The 16,426-nt window shown below is 65.8% G+C and carries 14 protein-coding genes; 8 read left to right on the forward strand and 6 right to left on the reverse strand.

Features of this window, described 5'->3' with window-relative positions; translation table 11 throughout:
- Nucleotides 1-177: 177 nt before the first annotated feature.
- Nucleotides 178-447, reverse strand: coding sequence for a hypothetical protein (locus LDZ24_RS09935; protein ID WP_248320310.1), 270 nt, complete (start codon nucleotides 445-447; stop codon nucleotides 178-180).
- Between the two features lie 148 nt (nucleotides 448-595).
- Entirely contained in the window at nucleotides 596-1,666 is a 1,071-nt protein-coding gene (locus LDZ24_RS09940; protein WP_248320311.1) for a substrate-binding domain-containing protein, read from the reverse strand.
- Nucleotides 1,667-1,792: 126 nt separating this feature from the next.
- Here LDZ24_RS09940 and LDZ24_RS09945 point away from each other — a divergent pair, with 126 nt between their 5' ends.
- Genes LDZ24_RS09945 through LDZ24_RS09960 form a run of 4 tightly spaced genes read left to right on the forward strand, consistent with a single transcriptional unit; the run spans nucleotide 1,793 to nucleotide 7,027 of the window.
- On the forward strand, nucleotides 1,793-2,278 hold the full coding sequence (locus tag LDZ24_RS09945) for an NAD(P)H-dependent oxidoreductase subunit E (protein ID WP_248320312.1): 486 nt from the start codon (nucleotides 1,793-1,795) through the stop codon (nucleotides 2,276-2,278).
- Nucleotides 2,275-3,831 carry an NADH-quinone oxidoreductase subunit NuoF gene (locus LDZ24_RS09950; protein WP_248320313.1) on the forward strand — a complete coding sequence of 519 codons (1,557 nt, stop codon included), beginning with the start codon at nucleotides 2,275-2,277 and terminating at the stop codon, nucleotides 3,829-3,831. Before LDZ24_RS09945 ends, LDZ24_RS09950 begins: the two co-directional genes overlap by 4 nt.
- A gap of 19 nt (nucleotides 3,832-3,850) precedes the next feature.
- Complete coding sequence (fdhF, locus tag LDZ24_RS09955) at nucleotides 3,851-6,778, forward strand: formate dehydrogenase subunit alpha (protein ID WP_248320314.1); 2,928 nt, start codon at nucleotides 3,851-3,853, stop codon at nucleotides 6,776-6,778.
- A 3-nt stretch (nucleotides 6,779-6,781) separates the two neighbouring features.
- On the forward strand, nucleotides 6,782-7,027 hold the full coding sequence (locus LDZ24_RS09960; RefSeq protein ID WP_248320315.1) for a formate dehydrogenase subunit delta: 246 nt from the start codon (nucleotides 6,782-6,784) through the stop codon (nucleotides 7,025-7,027).
- 85 nt (nucleotides 7,028-7,112) lie between these two features.
- Here the strand turns inward: LDZ24_RS09960 and LDZ24_RS09965 are convergent, their stop codons facing one another.
- The 3 genes from LDZ24_RS09965 to LDZ24_RS09975 all read right to left on the reverse strand — a co-directional run bounded on the left by LDZ24_RS09965 (nucleotide 7,113) and on the right by LDZ24_RS09975 (nucleotide 10,335).
- Nucleotides 7,113-8,873, reverse strand: a complete 1,761-nt coding sequence (locus tag LDZ24_RS09965; RefSeq protein ID WP_248320316.1) for an FAD-dependent monooxygenase — start codon at nucleotides 8,871-8,873, stop codon at nucleotides 7,113-7,115.
- 87 nt (nucleotides 8,874-8,960) lie between these two features.
- The gene (locus LDZ24_RS09970) at nucleotides 8,961-9,959 is read right to left on the reverse strand and encodes a cation diffusion facilitator family transporter (protein WP_248320317.1); all 999 of its coding nucleotides are present in this window, start codon (nucleotides 9,957-9,959) and stop codon (nucleotides 8,961-8,963) included.
- 25 nt (nucleotides 9,960-9,984) lie between these two features.
- On the reverse strand, nucleotides 9,985-10,335 hold the full coding sequence (locus LDZ24_RS09975; protein ID WP_248320318.1) for a helix-turn-helix transcriptional regulator: 351 nt from the start codon (nucleotides 10,333-10,335) through the stop codon (nucleotides 9,985-9,987).
- Between the two features lie 116 nt (nucleotides 10,336-10,451).
- Here LDZ24_RS09975 and LDZ24_RS09980 point away from each other — a divergent pair, with 116 nt between their 5' ends.
- Nucleotides 10,452-12,302, forward strand: a complete 1,851-nt coding sequence (locus tag LDZ24_RS09980) for a tetratricopeptide repeat protein (protein WP_248320319.1) — start codon at nucleotides 10,452-10,454, stop codon at nucleotides 12,300-12,302.
- A 75-nt stretch (nucleotides 12,303-12,377) separates the two neighbouring features.
- Here the strand turns inward: LDZ24_RS09980 and LDZ24_RS09985 are convergent, their stop codons facing one another.
- Nucleotides 12,378-13,673 carry an MFS transporter gene (locus LDZ24_RS09985; RefSeq protein ID WP_248320320.1) on the reverse strand — a complete coding sequence of 432 codons (1,296 nt, stop codon included), beginning with the start codon at nucleotides 13,671-13,673 and terminating at the stop codon, nucleotides 12,378-12,380.
- Nucleotides 13,674-13,860: 187 nt separating this feature from the next.
- Here LDZ24_RS09985 and LDZ24_RS09990 point away from each other — a divergent pair, with 187 nt between their 5' ends.
- The 3 genes from LDZ24_RS09990 to LDZ24_RS10000 all read left to right on the forward strand — a co-directional run bounded on the left by LDZ24_RS09990 (nucleotide 13,861) and on the right by LDZ24_RS10000 (nucleotide 16,364).
- Nucleotides 13,861-14,379 (forward strand): GNAT family N-acetyltransferase, encoded by a 519-nt coding sequence (locus LDZ24_RS09990; RefSeq protein WP_248320321.1) that lies wholly within the window; start codon nucleotides 13,861-13,863, stop codon nucleotides 14,377-14,379.
- Nucleotides 14,380-14,612: 233 nt separating this feature from the next.
- Nucleotides 14,613-15,623 carry a hypothetical protein gene (locus LDZ24_RS09995; RefSeq protein ID WP_248320322.1) on the forward strand — a complete coding sequence of 337 codons (1,011 nt, stop codon included), beginning with the start codon at nucleotides 14,613-14,615 and terminating at the stop codon, nucleotides 15,621-15,623.
- 48 nt (nucleotides 15,624-15,671) lie between these two features.
- Nucleotides 15,672-16,364, forward strand: coding sequence for a DUF2968 domain-containing protein (locus LDZ24_RS10000; RefSeq protein ID WP_248320323.1), 693 nt, complete (start codon nucleotides 15,672-15,674; stop codon nucleotides 16,362-16,364).
- The last annotated feature ends 62 nt before the right edge of the window (nucleotides 16,365-16,426 follow it).

Raw genomic sequence — 16,426 nt, forward strand, 5'->3', positions numbered from 1 at the left:
GTACTCCTCGGCCCGCATGGCACATCGGCCATCTCGTAGTCTTTTTCGGTCGCTGCGGAGTTCAATGGCTGCGGTATGAGGCGGCGCGCACATGGCGCGAAGGGATACAACCGAAAAGCGAAGGAAGGAAAGACACGCTGACGGCGCGCATTGCACGCGCCGCGATTCATCCGGCTTTTAATTGCTGCCGTCTTTCGGGCACTTCAGGTTGCACCCGTCGGGGTCGCCGTTGTCGCCACGGCGGCGCATCGCGGACGTGCCGCGCTGATACTTGTCGGACGGCGCGGAGGCGGCGAACGGCATCTGCGGATGCTCGTTGATGCGGAAGTTCTCCTGCAGCACGCCGCCAGGAATGCCCGGCGAGTTTTGCGCGAATGCTGCCGGAGTGAGATAAACGGCGCCGGCGACGAGCGCGGCGGACAGTGAAGCGAGCAACGTGAATTTCATGGCGATTTCGCGCGTCGAAGGCGCGTCTGGAACGAGAAGAAAACGCTGAAACGAAAAACCGAAGCCGCTAGGTTAACGCAATTCGCCGCGGCGGGCGGTTTCGACGGGAGAGATTCGTCTTACCGTCCGTTTCGCGTCTCGAGCGAATTCAGCCGTGAAGCCCCTCCTCGACTTCCAAGAGCGTCCCGCAGCGTTGCGGATCGTAGCCGCCCAGATGCGCCACGCTATCGCTGAATGCCGCGCTGCGCAGCACGCCGAGGACACTCACGAGCCTCGCTTCGGTGAGCCGCGCACGTTCGCAGGCGAAGAAATAGTCCTCGTCGATGACCGGAATGAAATCAAGTCCGAAGTGCTGCGCCGCGGGTTTCACGCCGAAGCCCAGGTCGGCCATGCCGCTCGCGACGAACGCCGCGATTGCCGAATGCGTGAGCTCCGTCGACGCATAGCCATTGATTTCGTCCGGATCGACGCCCACGCCGCGCAGCGACAGGTCCAACAGCATGCGCGTGCCGGACCCGGGCTGCCGGTTCACGAAACGCACGTCGTTGCGCGCCAGATCGCGCAAGCCGCTGATCTGCTTCGGGTTGCCCTTCGGCAGAAAGAGTCCCTGCGTGCGCCGCGTCAGGCGAATCAGCTGATGCTTCTTCGGATCGAGATACGGTCGATAGATCTCCGCGCACGTCGAACGGAACTTGCCGATAGGCAAGTGAAATCCGGCGAGCTCGCATTCGCTGCGCGCGAGCGCCCTCACCGCTTCCGCGCTTTCGCGGTACTTGATATCGACCGGCACGCGCCGTTCGCCGAGCGCGCGAACGAGCGTGGCGACCGCGTAGCCGTGCGATGCGTGAATGCGCAGGTTCGATACTTCGCCCGCGAGCCGGCGATTCAGTTCGTCGGCGACATCGGTGGCGACTGCCTGCAACGGCGCTTCGAGGCGATCGCCGCACAGACGCTGCGCGCGCAAAACCGACTCGCCGAGTTCCGACAGCACCGATCCGCGCCCGCGTGATTTCGTGATGAGCGCGCCACCGAGCCGCGCCTCGATTTCACGCAGCAGACCCCATGCATGGCGATAGGACAAACCCTTAGCGCTCGCCGCGTTGGCGATGCTGCCCGTCTGCGCCACGAGCTGCAACAGCGGGACAACCGCGCTGAGACTGGTTTCGCGGCCATCGGGGTCGCGCAGGATCAGTTCGGCGCGGCATTCGACGTCAACCATATGCATCGTCCTTTCCTATTGCCAAGATATATCACGACGCCTATTGTTGCTTCACGGGCTCGGCGCCCCGATTATACGACTGATATATGCACCGATAAAACATATGCCGAGCCCCGGAGGAGCCCCATGACGCAACCGCAGCTGTCCGCCGCCGAAGCAGACGAACTCGTGCGCCGTCACGCCGTGCAAGGCGCGACATTGATGACGATCCTGCACGCCATTCAGGACGAAACCGGCTTCGTGCCGGCCGAAGTCGTCGCGCCGCTCGCTCGCACGTTATCGCTTTCGCGCGCCGAAGTGCATGGCACGATCACCTACTATCATCACTTCCGTTCCGCGCCGCCCGCGCGCGTGACCGTGCAGCTATGCCGCGCGGAAGCGTGCCGCAGCATGGGGACGGAGGCGCTGAAGGATCACATCGAAGGGCACACGGGCTGCCGTTTCGACAGCGGCCATGCAGAGGACACGGAACTCGAATCCGTGTATTGCCTCGGCCAGTGCGCGCTCTCGCCCGCCATCACCATCAACGGCGAGCTTTACGCGAAGGTGACGCCGCACAAATTCGATCGCCTGTACGACGCGGCCAAGCAAAGCAGCGAGGTGACGGCATGACGCGCATCTATGTTCCCTGCGACTCGTCGGCGCTCGCGCTCGGAGCCGATCGCATCGCGAAGGCGATTGCGACCGAAGCAGCGCAACGCGGCATCGACGTGCAGATTGTGCGCAACGGCTCGCGCGGGCTCTTGTATCTGGAACCGCTCGTCGAAGTGGAGACGGCGCAAGGACGCATCGGCTACGCGAACGTCGAAGAAGACGAGATCGCGGCGCTTTTCGATGCGGGCTTCCACGAAGGCGGCGCGCACGAGAAGCACGTCGGCGTCGTCGACGAGATTCCGTATTTGAAGAAACAGCAGCGGCTGACGTTCGCGCGCATCGGCATCACGGACCCGCTCTCTATCGACGACTACGTGTCGCTCGGCGGCCTGCAAGGTCTGCGCAACGTGCTCGAGATGAACGGCGACGCGGTGTGCGAGGCGCTCGTCGATTCCGGACTGCGCGGGCGCGGCGGCGCGGCGTTCCCGGCCGGCATCAAATGGAAGACGGTGCGCGCGGCGCTGGCCGATCAGAAGTACGTCGTCTGCAATGCGGACGAAGGCGACTCCGGCACGTTCTCCGACCGGCTCGTCATGGAAAGCGATCCGTACATGCTGATCGAAGGCATGATCATCGCGGGCGTCGCGACCGGCGCTACCAAAGGTTATATCTACGTCCGCAGCGAGTATCCGCATTCGATCGCGACGCTCAATCGCGCGATCGATAACGCGCGCGAAGCCGGATGGCTCGGCGCGAGCGTGCTCGGCACGTCGCACGCGTTCGAGCTCTACGTGGCCAAAGGCGCGGGCTCGTATGTCTGCGGCGAGGAAACGGCGCTGCTCGAATCGCTCGAAGGCAAGCGCGGCGTCGTGCGCGCGAAGCCGCCGGTGCCGGCGCTCACCGGTTTGTACGGCAAGCCGACCGTCATCAACAACGTGATTACGCTCGCCACCGTGCCGATCATCTTCGCGAAAGGCGCGGCGTTCTATCGCGACTACGGCATGGGCCGCTCGCGCGGCACGCTGCCCTTCCAGCTCGCGGGCAACGTGAAGCAAGGCGGGCTCGTCGAACTCGCGTTCGGCGTGACGCTGCGCGAACTCATCCGCGATTTCGGCGGCGGCACGGCGAGCGGCCGGCCGGCGCGCGCGGTGCAAGTGGGCGGCCCGCTCGGCACGTATCTGCCGGAAAGCCAGTGGGACATTCCGCTCGACTACGAAGAGTATGCGAAGGTCGGCGCGGTGGTCGGCCACGGCGGCCTCGTGATTCACGACGACACCTCGAATCTCGCCGAACTCGCGCAATACGCGATGCGCTTCTGCGCGATCGAATCGTGCGGCAAGTGCACGCCGTGCCGCATCGGTTCGACGCGCGGCGAGGAAGTCATCGCGAAGATCCGCGAAGGCGATACGTCGGTCAAGCAGATCACGCTGTTGCGCGAACTGTGCGACACCATGATCGGCGGCTCGCTCTGCGCGATGGGCGGCATGACGCCGTTCCCGGTGCTCTCCGCGCTCGATCATTTCCCCGAAGACTTCGGCCTGCCCCGCACGCCTGCACGGAAAGCGGCATAAAAGTACGGAGACACAGAACATGTCCAACACCATCAACGGCTGCGGTTCGGGCAACTGCGCGTGCAAGAGCGCGGCATCGGTGCAACGCCGCGATCCGTTCGACGAGACCGACTACGGCACGCCGCTGCGCCACGCCGACATCGACGTGACGCTCGACATCGACGGCCAGTCGGTCACGGTGCCCGCCGGCACGTCCGTGATGCGCGCCGCGATCGAAGCGGGCGTCAACGTGCCGAAGCTCTGCGCCACCGATTCGCTGGAACCGTGGGGCTCGTGCCGGCTGTGCCTCGTCGAGATCGAAGGCAAGCGCGGCTATCCGGCGTCCTGCACGACGCCTGTCGAAGCGGGCATGAAAGTCCGCACGCAAAGCGACAAGCTGCAACTGCTGCGGCGTAACGTGATGGAGCTCTACATCTCCGATCACCCGCTCGATTGCCTCACCTGCCCCGCCAACGGCGACTGCGAATTGCAGGACATGGCGGGCGTGGTCGGCCTGCGCGAAGTGCGCTACGGCTACGAAGGCGCGAACCATCTGAAGGACAAGAAGGACGAGTCGAACCCGTACTTCACCTACGATCCGTCGAAGTGCATCGTCTGCAATCGCTGCGTGCGCGCGTGCGAGGAAACGCAGGGCACGTTCGCGCTGACCATCGCCGGACGCGGTTTCGAATCGCGCGTGGCGGCAAGCGAGAACGTGCCGTTCATGGAATCGGAATGCGTGTCGTGCGGCGCGTGCGTCGCCGCGTGCCCGACCGCGACGCTGCAGGAAAAGAGCGTCATCATGCTCGGCCAGGCGGAGCATTCGGTCGTGACGACCTGCGCGTACTGCGGCGTCGGCTGCTCGCTGAAGGCGGAGATGAAGGGCAACACCGTCGTGCGCATGACGCCGAACAAGAACGGTCAGGCGAACGAAGGCCACGCGTGCGTCAAGGGCCGCTTCGCATGGGGCTATGCGACGCACAAGGACCGCATCACGAAGCCGATGATCCGCGCGAAGATCACCGATCCGTGGCGCGAAGTGTCGTGGGACGAAGCGATCAGCTATGCGGCGAGCGAATTCCGCCGCATTCAGGACAAGTACGGACGCGATTCGATCGGCGGGATCACGTCGTCGCGCTGCACGAACGAAGAAACGTATCTCGTGCAAAAGCTCGTACGCGCCGCGTTCGGCAATAACAACGTCGATACCTGCGCGCGCGTCTGCCATTCGCCAACCGGCTACGGTCTCAAGACGACGCTCGGCGAATCCGCCGGCACGCAGACGTTCGCATCCATCGAGAAGTCGGACGTGATCGTGGTGATGGGCGCGAACCCGACCGACGGCCATCCGGTCTTCGCCTCGCGCCTGAAGCGTCGCGTGCGCGAGGGTGCGACGCTGATCGTGATCGATCCGCGCCGCATCGATATCGTCGATACGCCGCACGTGAAGGCGTCGCATCATCTGGCGCTGCGCCCGGGAACGAACGTCGCGATGGTCAACGCGCTCGCGCATGTGATCGTCACCGACGGCTTGCTCAACGAGGCGTTCATCGCGCAACGCTGCGAGCCGCGCGCGTTCCAGCAATGGCGCGATTTCGTCGCGCTCGAAGAAAACTCGCCCGAGGCGACGGAAGCGGTCACCGGCGTGCCCGCGCAGCAAGTGCGCGAAGCCGCGCGTATCTACGCGACCGGCGGCAACGCGGCGATCTACTACGGGCTCGGCGTGACCGAGCACGCGCAGGGCTCGACCACCGTGATGGGCATCGCGAACCTCGCGATGGCGACGGCCAACGTCGGCCGCGAAGGCGTCGGCGTGAATCCGCTGCGCGGCCAGAACAACGTGCAGGGCTCGTGCGACATGGGCTCGTTCCCGCACGAGTTGCCGGGCTATCGCCATATCGGCGATGCCGCGACGCGCGCGCTCTTCGAAGAAGCATGGAACGTGACGCTGCAACCGGAGCCGGGCCTGCGCATCCCGAACATGTTCGATGCCGCCACGCACGGCACCTTCATGGGGCTCTATTGCCAGGGCGAGGACATCGTTCAGTCGGACCCGAACACGCAGCATGTCGCGGGCGCGCTGTCGGCCATGGAATGCATCGTCGTGCAGGACATCTTCCTGAACGAGACCGCGAAGTACGCGCACGTGCTCTTGCCGGGCTCGACGTTCCTCGAAAAGGACGGCACCTTCACCAACGCGGAGCGTCGCATTTCGCGCGTGCGCAAGGTGATGCCGCCGCTCGCGGGCTACTCGGACTGGGAAGTGACGATTCTGCTTTCCCGCGCGCTCGGCTACGAGATGAACTACACGCATCCGTCCGAAATCATGGACGAGATCGCGCGCCTCACGCCGACCTTCCACGGCGTCTCGTACGAAAAGCTCGACGAGATGGGCAGCATTCAGTGGCCGTGCAACGAAAAAGCGCCCGACGGCACGCCGACGATGCATATCGACGAGTTCGTGCGCGGCAAGGGACGCTTCGTCATCACGAAGTTCGTGCCGACGCCGGAGAAGGTCACGCGCAAGTACCCGCTTTTGCTGACGACGGGGCGCATTCTGTCCCAGTACAACGTCGGCGCGCAGACGCGGCGCACCGAAAATTCGCGCTGGCACGACGAGGACCGTCTGGAGATTCATCCGCACGACGCCGAGGATCGTGGCATCAAGACGGGCGACTGGGTCGGCATCGAGTCCCGCGCCGGGCAGACGGTGCTGCGCGCGAAGATCACCGACCGCATGCAGCCGGGCGTCGTCTATACGACGTTCCACTTCCCGGAATCGGGCGCGAACGTCATCACCACCGAGTCGTCCGACTGGGCGACGAATTGCCCCGAGTACAAGGTCACGGCGGTGCAGGTGATGCCGGTGGAGCAGCCGTCGCAATGGCAGAAGGACTACTCGCGCTTCAACACGCAGCAGCTCGAACTGCTCAACATGCGCAGTCTCGCGACCACTTCAGGGAAATGACACATGGACGTGGATAATCTGATCGAGATGGCGAACCGCATCGGCGAGTTTTTCGACTCGATGCCGGATCACGCCGAAGCCGTCGATGGCGTGGCGGATCATATCCGCCGCTTCTGGGAACCGCGCATGCGCGTGGCGATCCTGACCGCGCTGGATAACCCGGAGGCAAGCGCCTCGATGGAGCCGATCCTGCGCGAGGCGCTCACGCTCCACAAGGCGGATCTTCAGCCGAAGGCGACGACCGCCTGACACCGCGCTTTCAGGATATTCGGGCTCTCTGTAGTGCCCATTGCGCCCCGGCAGCATCGGGGCGTTTTCTTTTGTCGATCACCGCTCAGTCTTCGGCGTACTCGCCCGCCGCGCGCTTGCCGCTTTCCGGACGCTCGGCGCCGAACCACGTTTCGCAATGACGCAGGAGCGCCTGCGTATCCGCCGGCACGCGCCCGCGCGCCGCGATATAGCCGTCCGGCCGCACGAGGTAGAACGCCGGGCGCGTGCGGCCGTAGTGATCGGTGAGCGACTGAGCGTCGTCGCCGCTCGTATCCGTGATGCGCCAGACGCGCACCGCGTCCGAAAAAATCGCCTCGATGGACTGCACGAGGCCGTCCAGATTGCTGTCGCGCATCGCATGCGCCACGGTGATGGTCGCGGGCGCCAGCGCGATGTCGTCCTCGCCCGTCGGATTGACGAGCAGGAAGAGCGAGAAGCAGCCGGGATCGTGCAGATCGTACAGACAGCCGACGCCCGGCAGACGCCCGAGCGGGCCATCGACGACATGCACGCGCGCATCCGGCGCGCGCTCGCCCGCGCGCGGGCCGCCATCCAGCGCCCGTTCGAGCGTGAGCGGGCTCCTGCGATAGTTGATCGACAGTTCGCTCACCGTGCGGCGCATCGCGTCGCGCAGCGGGCCGATAGCCGCGAGCGCGGGCATCACGTGCTCGCGCATCAGCTTCATCGGGCCGTGTCCGGCTTCCGCCAATTGCGTGAGCATGCTGGTCTGACGCAGCACGTCGCGCTCGATCGGATGCCGCTCCGCGTAGTACGTGTCGAGCAGGCGGTCGGACGCGCCGCCCGCGAGCAGCCGCGCGATCTTCCAGCCGATGTTGAACGCTTCCTGAATGCCCGTGTTCATGCCCTGCGCGCCGGCCGGGCTGTGCACGTGCGCGGCATCGCCCGCGAGAAAGATGCGTTGCACGCGCAGCCGGTCGACCATGCGGCTGTTCACGCGGAAATATGACGACCACGCGAGGTCCCACAGCTTCACGCGATGATGCACGCGCCGCTCGACGAGCGCGCGGCATTCGTCGAGATCGGGACCGCTCTTCGGCGCGTCGGCGGCGGGAGCTGGCTCGTGTGTCGCTTGGGTCGCGTGGGTCGCGTGCGTCGCGAGATCGGCGATGAGACGCGCGCGACCGCCGCCCATCGGAAAGAGCGCGGCCAGCCCTTCTTGCGACGCGAAGATGTGGAACTCGTCGTCGGGCCAGTCGTAATCGGCCTGAACGTCGGCGAGCAGGAACGTCTGGTCGAAGGTCTTGCCCTCGAAGCCCACGTCGAGCCTGTGCCGCACGATGCTATGCGCGCCGTCCGCCGCGATCATGTACGACGGGCGCAGCGTTTCTTCGCGTCCGCCGGGATGCCGCAGCGTCGCCTGAATGCCTGCCGAGCCCTGCGTGAAATCGGTCAGCGCCACGCCGCGCTCGACCTTCACGCCCGATTCGGCGAGATGCTCGGCGAGCAGCCGCTCAGTCTCGCATTGCGGCAGAAAGAGCAGATACGGATAGCGCGTTTGCAGCGGATCGAAGTCGAGCCGCGCGAGGCGCTGGCCGTTGGAATAGAGATTGGCGACGCGCGCCCGATGCCCGAGTTCGAGAAACGGCTCCACCGTGCGATGCTGCTCGAAGAGTTCGAGCGTGCGTGCCTGAATGCCGATGGCGCGCGAATACGGCGAAGGCTGCGGCGCCTGGTCGATGAGGCGCACCGGAACGTGGGCGCGCGAGAGGCTCATCGCGGCGGCGAGGCCCGTGGGTCCGGCGCCGACGATCAGCACCGGCGCGACGTCGAGCATGTCGTTCGAATTCGGCTTGCGCGTGAACATGCACGGAATCTCCGGCAGGTTTTTGGCGGGTTTTTGTCTCCGGCTAGTGTACGCCGGCTTGCCTGCGGCGGTTCGCGCTCCGACGGTTCAACGCTGGTGCAGGACGCACTCGGAGGCGCTGTCCGTCACGTCCACCTGCACGGTGGCGTGATGCATCGCGTGATCGCGCCGCAACGTGGCCACGACGCCCTGCATGAAGGCATCGCCCGGATGGCCCTGCGGCATGACGAGGTGCACGGTCAGCGCGTTTTCCGTCGTCGAGAGCGCCCAGACGTGCAGGTCGTGCACGCCGCGCACGCCCGGCAGCCCCGACAGATAGCCGCGAATGCGCGCCGTGTCGACGCCGGGCGGCACGGCCGCGAGCGCGAGACGCATCGCATCCCGGCCGAGTCCCCAGGTGCCGTACAGAATGACCGCCACCACGATGATGCTCATCACCGGGTCGAGCCAGTTCCAGCCCGTGTAGAGGATGACGAGCCCGCTCACCGCGACGGCGGCGGAGATGGCGGCATCGGCGGCCATGTGCATGAACGCGCCCCGCACGTTCAGGTCTTCCTTGCTCCCGCGCATGAAGAGCCACGCAGAAAAGCCGTTCACGACGAGCCCGACCAGCGCGACGATGAACACGTCCAGCCCCGCCACGGGCGCCGGGTTCAGAAGGCGCTGAATGGCTTCGAGGATGATCGCGCCGCACGCGAGCAAGAGCAGCGCGGCATTGGCGAGCGAAGCGAGAATCGACGAGCTGCCGAGCCCGAACGTGTAGCGCGCGCTCGGCCGGCGCGTGCCGAGCCATACCGCGCCCCACGCGAGCAACAGACCGAGCACGTCGGACAGGTTGTGGCCGGCGTCGGCGAGCAGCGCGGTCGAATGCGCGAGCAGACCGTACACCGCCTGCACGACGACGATCAGCAGGTTCAGCCCGACCGCGAGCGCGAACGTGCGCCCCTGCCCGGCCTGCGGCGCGTGATGGTGATGATGATGTCCGCCCGGCCCGTGGCTGTGGCCTTCGTGCGCGGCGTGATGGTCGTGCGCGTGGTGATCGTGGTGATCGTGGTGATCGTGTTCGTGATGCGTATGCGTGCTCATGAGCGTGACGGTGTTCGAGTCGGTGTCAGTTGATGTCGGTTGCGTCGGACTGCGGCTCGGCGACGTGTTCCAGCAGTTCCGCCAGCATGCCGCTGATGTGCCGGTCCGCGGCCACGTAGAACACCTGCTTGCCCTGCCGCTCGGCCCGCACGATCCGCGCCGCGCGCAACAAACGCAAATGGTGACTCACCAGCGACCCCGACAGGCCGAGCGATTCGGCAATGGAGCCGACCGCGCGCTTCTGCTCGACGCACGCCAGCACGATGCGCAGGCGCGTCGGGTCGCCGAGCAGACGGAACAGGTCGGCGAGCGGGACGACGCGATCATCGGAAGTCGCGCCGCCGAGCGCGAATGGAGGCGAGGCCAACGGAGTCATCAACATATGAATAGGTGTTCACATGTTAGTTACCATCGTCGCCACATGTCAACAGAAGAATCCGGAGCGGCGCTTTCCAGTGTGGGAAAATGCGGGGTTTGCAAAAATTCTCCGTCATGGACACCGTATTTGCCCGCGGCTTCGCGGCCCATCGTGACGGCCGCCTGACCGAAGCGGAACGCGACTATCAAGCCGCGCTCGCCGCCGAACCCTCCCACGTCGAAGCGTTGCACTACCTCGGCGTGCTGCGCCATCAACAGGGGCAGCACGAAGAGGCCGCGGCGCTCGTCGCGCGCGCCGTCGATCTGCGCCCGACGGACGCCGCCTTGCAGCTCAATCTCGGCAACGCGCTGAAGGCGCTCGGGCGTCTGGACGACGCCATCGAACGCTTTCGCAACGCGCTCACGCTCGCGCCCGGTTTCGCGCTCGCGCAATACAACCTCGGCAACGCGTACGCGGCGCTCGGCCGCCACGAAGACGCCGCCGATGCCTTCGAAAAAGCGCTGCGCGCGCAACCGAACGATCCGGCGGCGTGGAACAACTTCGGCAACGCGCTGGCGGCGCTGTCGCGCCACGAGGACGCCGCGCGCGCGTTTCGCCGCGCGCTCGCCCTGCGCCCCCGACACGCCGGCGCGCACAACAACCTCGGCATGGCGCTGAACGCGCTCGGCGATCCGCTCGGCGCGATCGCGCACTTTCGCGCGGCCATCGACGCCGAGCCGGACTACGTCGCCGCGCACTTCAATCTCGGCAATCTGCTCGATTCGCGCGGCCATCCCGAAGAAGCGCTGCCCTCGCTAGAGAAGACAGTGCGCTTGCAGCCGCGCTTCGCGCCGGGGCACTTCGGGCTCGGACACGCCCTCGCCAAGCTGAACCGTCACGACGAAGCCGTGCAGTGTTACGAGCGCGCGGTCGGCCTCGATCCGAAATACGCGGTCGCGTGGCTGTGTCTCGGCAATTCGCATCTCGCGCTCGCCGCGCACGCCGCCGCGATCCGCGCGTTCGATCAGGCGTTGCGGCTCGATGCCGAGATGCCCGCCGCGCATCTGAATCGCGGGCTCGCGCTCCTCTCCACCGGCGACTACGAACGCGGCCTGCCCGAATACGAATGGCGTCTGAAGACGCCCGGCAGCGAAAACGCGCCGCCGCTGCCGCGCTGGAAGGGCGAGCCGCTTCCTGGCTGCACGCTGCTCGTGCGCGCGGAGCAAGGCTTCGGCGACACGCTGCAGTTCGTGCGCTTCGCGGCGTATGCGGCGAAGCGCGTCGGCAAGCTGGTGCTGGAAGTGCAGCCCGCGCTCGTGCCGCTTCTGGCACCGGCCGCGCATGCGGCGCGCATCGAACTGAGAAGCCGCGCCGATGCCCCGTTCACATCCGCCGATGCCTTCTGCCCGCTCCTGAGCCTGCCGCTCGCGCTCGGCGTCACGTCGCCGGACGCGCTTCCCGCGCGCACGCCGTATCTCGTCATGCCCGCCGATTACCGCCGCAAATGGCGCGGCTCGCTCGGCGGTCAGGCGAAGCGCAAGATCGGCATCGCGTGGTCCGGGCGGTTGCAGCCCGGCGAGACGCGCTCGGCGCCCGTCGAGGCGCTCGCGCCGCTTTTCGCGCTGGAAGGCATCGACTGGATCGTGCTTCAGCCGTTTCTCACCGAAGACGAACGCGCGGTGCTGCTCGCGCATCCGCAAGCGAAGTCGATTCATCGCTTCGAAGGAAGGCTCGAAAACTTCGCCGATACGGGCGCGATCGTCGACCGGCTCGATGCGGTCGTCAGCGTAGATACATCGGTCGCGCATCTGGCGGGCGCGCTCGGCAAACCGGTATGGGTGATGCTGCCGTTCGCGGCCGACTGGCGCTGGGGCGTCGATGGCGAACGCAGCGCGTGGTATCCGAACGCGCGACTCGTGCGGCAGCGCGCGCCGGGCGACTGGCAAGGCGTGGTCGCGCAAGTCGCGGCCGCATTGCGCGGCTGATTTGCGTCGCGCCAATAAAAAACGCCTCGCGTCAGACGGACGCGAGGCGTTCTACGCAGAAGGTTCCGAACGAAGTCAGGCTGTCTTGTACTGGTTGCGCGCCTCGGACGAGCGATACAGCACGAGCGTCGCGATCAGTCCGCACACGGCGGCAAGCCCCATCCACAGACCCGGCGCGGCCTTGTTGCCGGTCGCGTGAATCAGATACGTCGAGATGGCGGGCGTGAAGCCGCCGATGGTCGTCGCGAGGCTGTAGGCCATCGAGAAGCCGGTGGTGCGTACTTCGACCGGCATGACTTCGGTGAGCGCCACGACCATCGCGCCGTTATAGCTGCCGTACAGGAACGAGAGCCACAGTTCGACCATCAGAAGGCGCGCGAACGACGGGTCCGCGACCAGCCACTGCACCGCCGGATACGACGTGAGAATCGTCGCGATGGTGAAGAAGAGCAGCACCGGACGGCGGCCGATGCGGTCGGACAACGCGCCCATCACCGGCAGCCATACGAGGTTCGAAAGACCGACACACACGGTGACGACGAGAGCATCGATGGCGGACAGCTTCAGCACTTCCTTGCCGAAGGTCGGCGTGTACGCGGTGATCATGTAGAACGACACCGTCGTCATGATGACCATGCCCATGCCGGCGATGACGATCGGCCAGTTCTGCATGATGGAGCGCGCGATCTGGCCCATGTCCGGGCGATGCTTTCTCGCGAGGAACTCGTCCGTCTCACGCAGCGAGCGGCGGATGATGAAGAGGAACGGCACGATCAGGCAGCCGATCAGGAACGGCACGCGCCAGCCCCACGCGCCCATTTGCTCGGGCGGCAGCGCGCGGTTCATGATGACGCCGATGAGCGCCGCGAACACGACCGCCACCTGCTGGCTGCCGGACTGCCACGAGCAATAGAATCCCTTGTTGCCCTTGGTCGCGATTTCGGACAGATACACCGACACGCCGCCCAGTTCCACGCCCGCCGAGAAGCCTTGCAGCAGCCGCCCGCCGAGCACGACGATCGGCGCGAGCGCGCCGATCGTCGCGTAGCCCGGCACGAGCGCGACGCATGCGGTGCCGATCGCCATCAGCGTCAGCGTGAGAATGAGGCCCTTGCGCCGGCCATGATGGTCGATGTACGCGCCGAGCACGATCGCGCCGACGGGGCGCATCAAGAAGCCCGCGCCGAAGACGGACAATGCAAGCATGAGCGAAGCGAAATCGCTGCCGCTCGGAAAGTACGTTTTGGCGATGGCCGAGGCGTAGTAGCCATAAACCATGAAGTCGTACATTTCAAGGAAGTTTCCGCTGACGACGCGAAAGACCGTCTTGAACTTCGATTCATTGGCGGGTGCAACGTGGGTCGTGGACATGAACTTTCTCGAATCTTGGCGAGAGCGCGGCATAAGGCCGCGAATCCCGATTTCTTAGGGTTAACCCCTTACATTATTTGTAAGAGTGGGTCTACCGGAATCTTAACGCCTGCACACGCGTTGCTGCACGAAGTTCGCGTAATTTCCGTCTATTAGCATTAATTTCGCCTTACTGTTTGCCGACCATATGCCTACACCTACTCCATTGAACCTTCGTGAAGCCGGCGTCGACGATACGGAACTGATTGCATCGATTCACACGCGAAGCTGGGCGTCGGCGTATCGCGGCATGCTTCCGGACGCTTACCTCGACGATGCATTGCCTCTCGAACGAGCGAAACACTGGCAGACGCGAATTAAGGACATCGCGGGCGGCGCGGGATGCGTGCTGATCGCCGAGTCGAATGGCGAGCCTGCCGGCTTCGTATGCGTCGAAACGCCGGACGCAACCGGCAGCGCGCTGATCGACAATCTGCACGCGTTGCCGGCGTTTCGCGGCTGCGGCGTGGGCAGCGTCCTGCTCGATGCCGCCGCCGCGTGGGCGCGAGCGCGCGGCGCGCGTCAAATGCATCTGTCGGTGCTGGAAGCCAACACGGCCGCCATCGGCTTCTATGAATCGCGCGGCTGGACGCGCTCGGGACGCGAGGACGACAAGCTGGGCGGCGTCGATGTCGTCTGTCTTCGATACGTTCGCCCATTTGCCTGACGGCTCGCAACCACAGCCACCCTCATTCGTCAATCAGCGGTCCTATAAAAATTCGTCTTTCGGAGTAATCCTGTCGCATGGCGCGCGGGCGTTTCGTATGATCGCGGGTCATCTTCGGCTTTGCCGCAGGACGCGTCCGAAGCCCGTTCATCGCCGGGCGCGACGCACTCCGGGCCTCAACGCGGCCCGGTCCCGCGTGCTGCCGCATGCGGCCCCATGCTTCTGGAATCTCCATGACCGAACCTCTGATCGCCATCGAAGGCAAGCTGCGCCTGCCGCCGCTGCGCCCCCTCGCCGATCCGTCGCTGACGTTCGGTCGCGAGTGGTCGCCCGTGCCTACGCGTCCCGTTCGATCGGACTCCGAAGTTCCGATCAGCGCGGCGCGCTTCGAGACCGCTTATGTCGAAGCAGCGCGTTTGTCGGACGCGAGCTCGCCGTATCGCGCGGCCAGCTTGTGGGGCGTGTTCTCCGAAGGCCAGATTCGCCGGAAGATGCTGCAACTGATGCAGGGTGCGGAACCGTCGGCGGCCCAGGGCAACGAAGCGCCAGCCGGCGCGGCGCCCATTCCGATCGCGGTCAGCGCGCCGGCGGTGGAGCCCAACCGCGCAGCCGCTTCGCATAAGCCGCTTCGCACGGTCATCGCCATTGCGTGCGCCGCGTTGATCGCGTGGCTGCTCTTCGGGTACCAACACCGTCCGGCAAGCGACGAACCGGCGGCGCTCGCATCGGCGGCTCCGGTTCAATCGACGCCGCCCGCAATGGTGGAAACGACGCCCATCGTCGCGCAGGCGGCCTCCGGCGTCGAGGCCAAGGTCGTTGCCGGGGATCCGGTGCCTGCGAGCGCGGTTCAGGCGGCATCGCACGTGGTTATCAGCGCCGCGCAAACCGGCGCGAGCACCATCGGGGTTCGCCACTCGGGCATGAAGTGGCGCAGCGTCGCCCGCGTCGCCTCGCCCTCGCTCTCGCCGGTCAAGGCGTCGCGTCGGCAAGCGCACACGCGCGTGATGGCGTCGGCGGCGCAGGGCAAACGATCGTTCCACGTTGCGACGGCGCAGGGCACACAGACGGTCGCGCGATCCGTTGAGCCGCGCTACGCCGCATCGGCCAGCCGGAAAAGCGTGACAAGCCCGACCAACGCCATGAACGTCGAGGCGCTCTACGCCGTGCTCCAGCACTCGCCGACGCTCGACAGCAACGCCGTGTCGCGAGCGGACCACCGTTCCGCCGACGCCCCCACGAACTAGATCAGGACGGCCCGCGCCGCCCGCCAACCTTATCGGCATCACGCCAACATGAAGCACTCACGTTTTATCCGTACCGCGACGCTCGTTGTCGCTCTGTCTGTCCTCGGCGCCTTTGCCAGCGCATTCGCCGGGTCCATCGCAAAAGCCGCGCAAGCGTCGCCCGCGCCGCTGGCCGCCGAGGACTTGTCGAACGTGAAAGCGGACGGTTCCGCGCCCACCGCCGGCAATCTGGCCGAATTGCAAGAGCTCGTGCAGGCGGGCAGCGTCACGGAATTGCGCGCCACGCGTAACGCGAGCTACGGCGCGAAGCTCTACTTCCTGCCAAAAGACATGGTTTATTACGTCGCGCTTCAGCAGGAAACGCAGTTGTGGCGCGTCGTCAAGACACAGGACGAAAGCCGCGCTGAAGCGCTCTACGCGCAGTTCGCGCGCAAGAGCTACGAACTCGCGGACGGCGAAATTCGCCGCACGCAGTTGCAGGCGCAGACGGCGCTGCTCGAACGCGTGATCGCGGTGTCGTCGAACCGGGCGAGCCGCTTGTCCGCAGACCTCGCGCTCGCGCAACAGCAGGACTCGCAGGTGTCGGAGCGTCAGCAGAAGCTGCAAGCGGAATCGGCCGCACTGCAAACCGACAAGCTCGAAGCGGAACGCAAGCTGCACGCGTTGCAGCAGCAAGTGGAGCAGCTTCAGCGCGCGACCGAGGCCGGTCTGACGTCCGCGCCGCCAACACCGCTGCGCTAATCGCAAGCAAAAAAGCACAAGGCCCGCTCAGACGCAGCGGGCCTTGTGCTTTTTGCACGCGA

The sequence above is a fragment of the Caballeronia sp. Sq4a genome (genome assembly GCF_023170545.1).
Taxonomy (GTDB): Bacteria; Pseudomonadota; Gammaproteobacteria; order Burkholderiales; family Burkholderiaceae; genus Caballeronia.

Bases quoted from the DNA above. Each gene is read 5' to 3' on its own strand.
- fdhF (WP_248320314.1), top strand. From the start codon at position 3,851: ATGTCCAACACCATCAACGGCTGCGGTTCGGGCAACTGCGCGTGCAAG.
- LDZ24_RS09985 (WP_248320320.1), bottom strand. From the start codon at position 13,673: ATGTCCACGACCCACGTTGCACCCGCCAATGAATCGAAGTTCAAGACG.
- LDZ24_RS09960 (WP_248320315.1), top strand. From the start codon at position 6,782: ATGGACGTGGATAATCTGATCGAGATGGCGAACCGCATCGGCGAGTTT.
- LDZ24_RS09940 (WP_248320311.1), bottom strand. From the start codon at position 1,666: ATGGTTGACGTCGAATGCCGCGCCGAACTGATCCTGCGCGACCCCGAT.
- LDZ24_RS10000 (WP_248320323.1), top strand. From the start codon at position 15,672: ATGAAGCACTCACGTTTTATCCGTACCGCGACGCTCGTTGTCGCTCTG.
- LDZ24_RS09935 (WP_248320310.1), bottom strand. From the start codon at position 447: ATGAAATTCACGTTGCTCGCTTCACTGTCCGCCGCGCTCGTCGCCGGC.
- LDZ24_RS09990 (WP_248320321.1), top strand. From the start codon at position 13,861: ATGCCTACACCTACTCCATTGAACCTTCGTGAAGCCGGCGTCGACGAT.
- LDZ24_RS09970 (WP_248320317.1), bottom strand. From the start codon at position 9,959: ATGAGCACGCATACGCATCACGAACACGATCACCACGATCACCACGAT.
- LDZ24_RS09950 (WP_248320313.1), top strand. From the start codon at position 2,275: ATGACGCGCATCTATGTTCCCTGCGACTCGTCGGCGCTCGCGCTCGGA.
- LDZ24_RS09965 (WP_248320316.1), bottom strand. From the start codon at position 8,873: ATGTTCACGCGCAAGCCGAATTCGAACGACATGCTCGACGTCGCGCCG.
- LDZ24_RS09975 (WP_248320318.1), bottom strand. From the start codon at position 10,335: ATGACTCCGTTGGCCTCGCCTCCATTCGCGCTCGGCGGCGCGACTTCC.
- LDZ24_RS09945 (WP_248320312.1), top strand. From the start codon at position 1,793: ATGACGCAACCGCAGCTGTCCGCCGCCGAAGCAGACGAACTCGTGCGC.
- LDZ24_RS09980 (WP_248320319.1), top strand. From the start codon at position 10,452: ATGGACACCGTATTTGCCCGCGGCTTCGCGGCCCATCGTGACGGCCGC.
- LDZ24_RS09995 (WP_248320322.1), top strand. From the start codon at position 14,613: ATGACCGAACCTCTGATCGCCATCGAAGGCAAGCTGCGCCTGCCGCCG.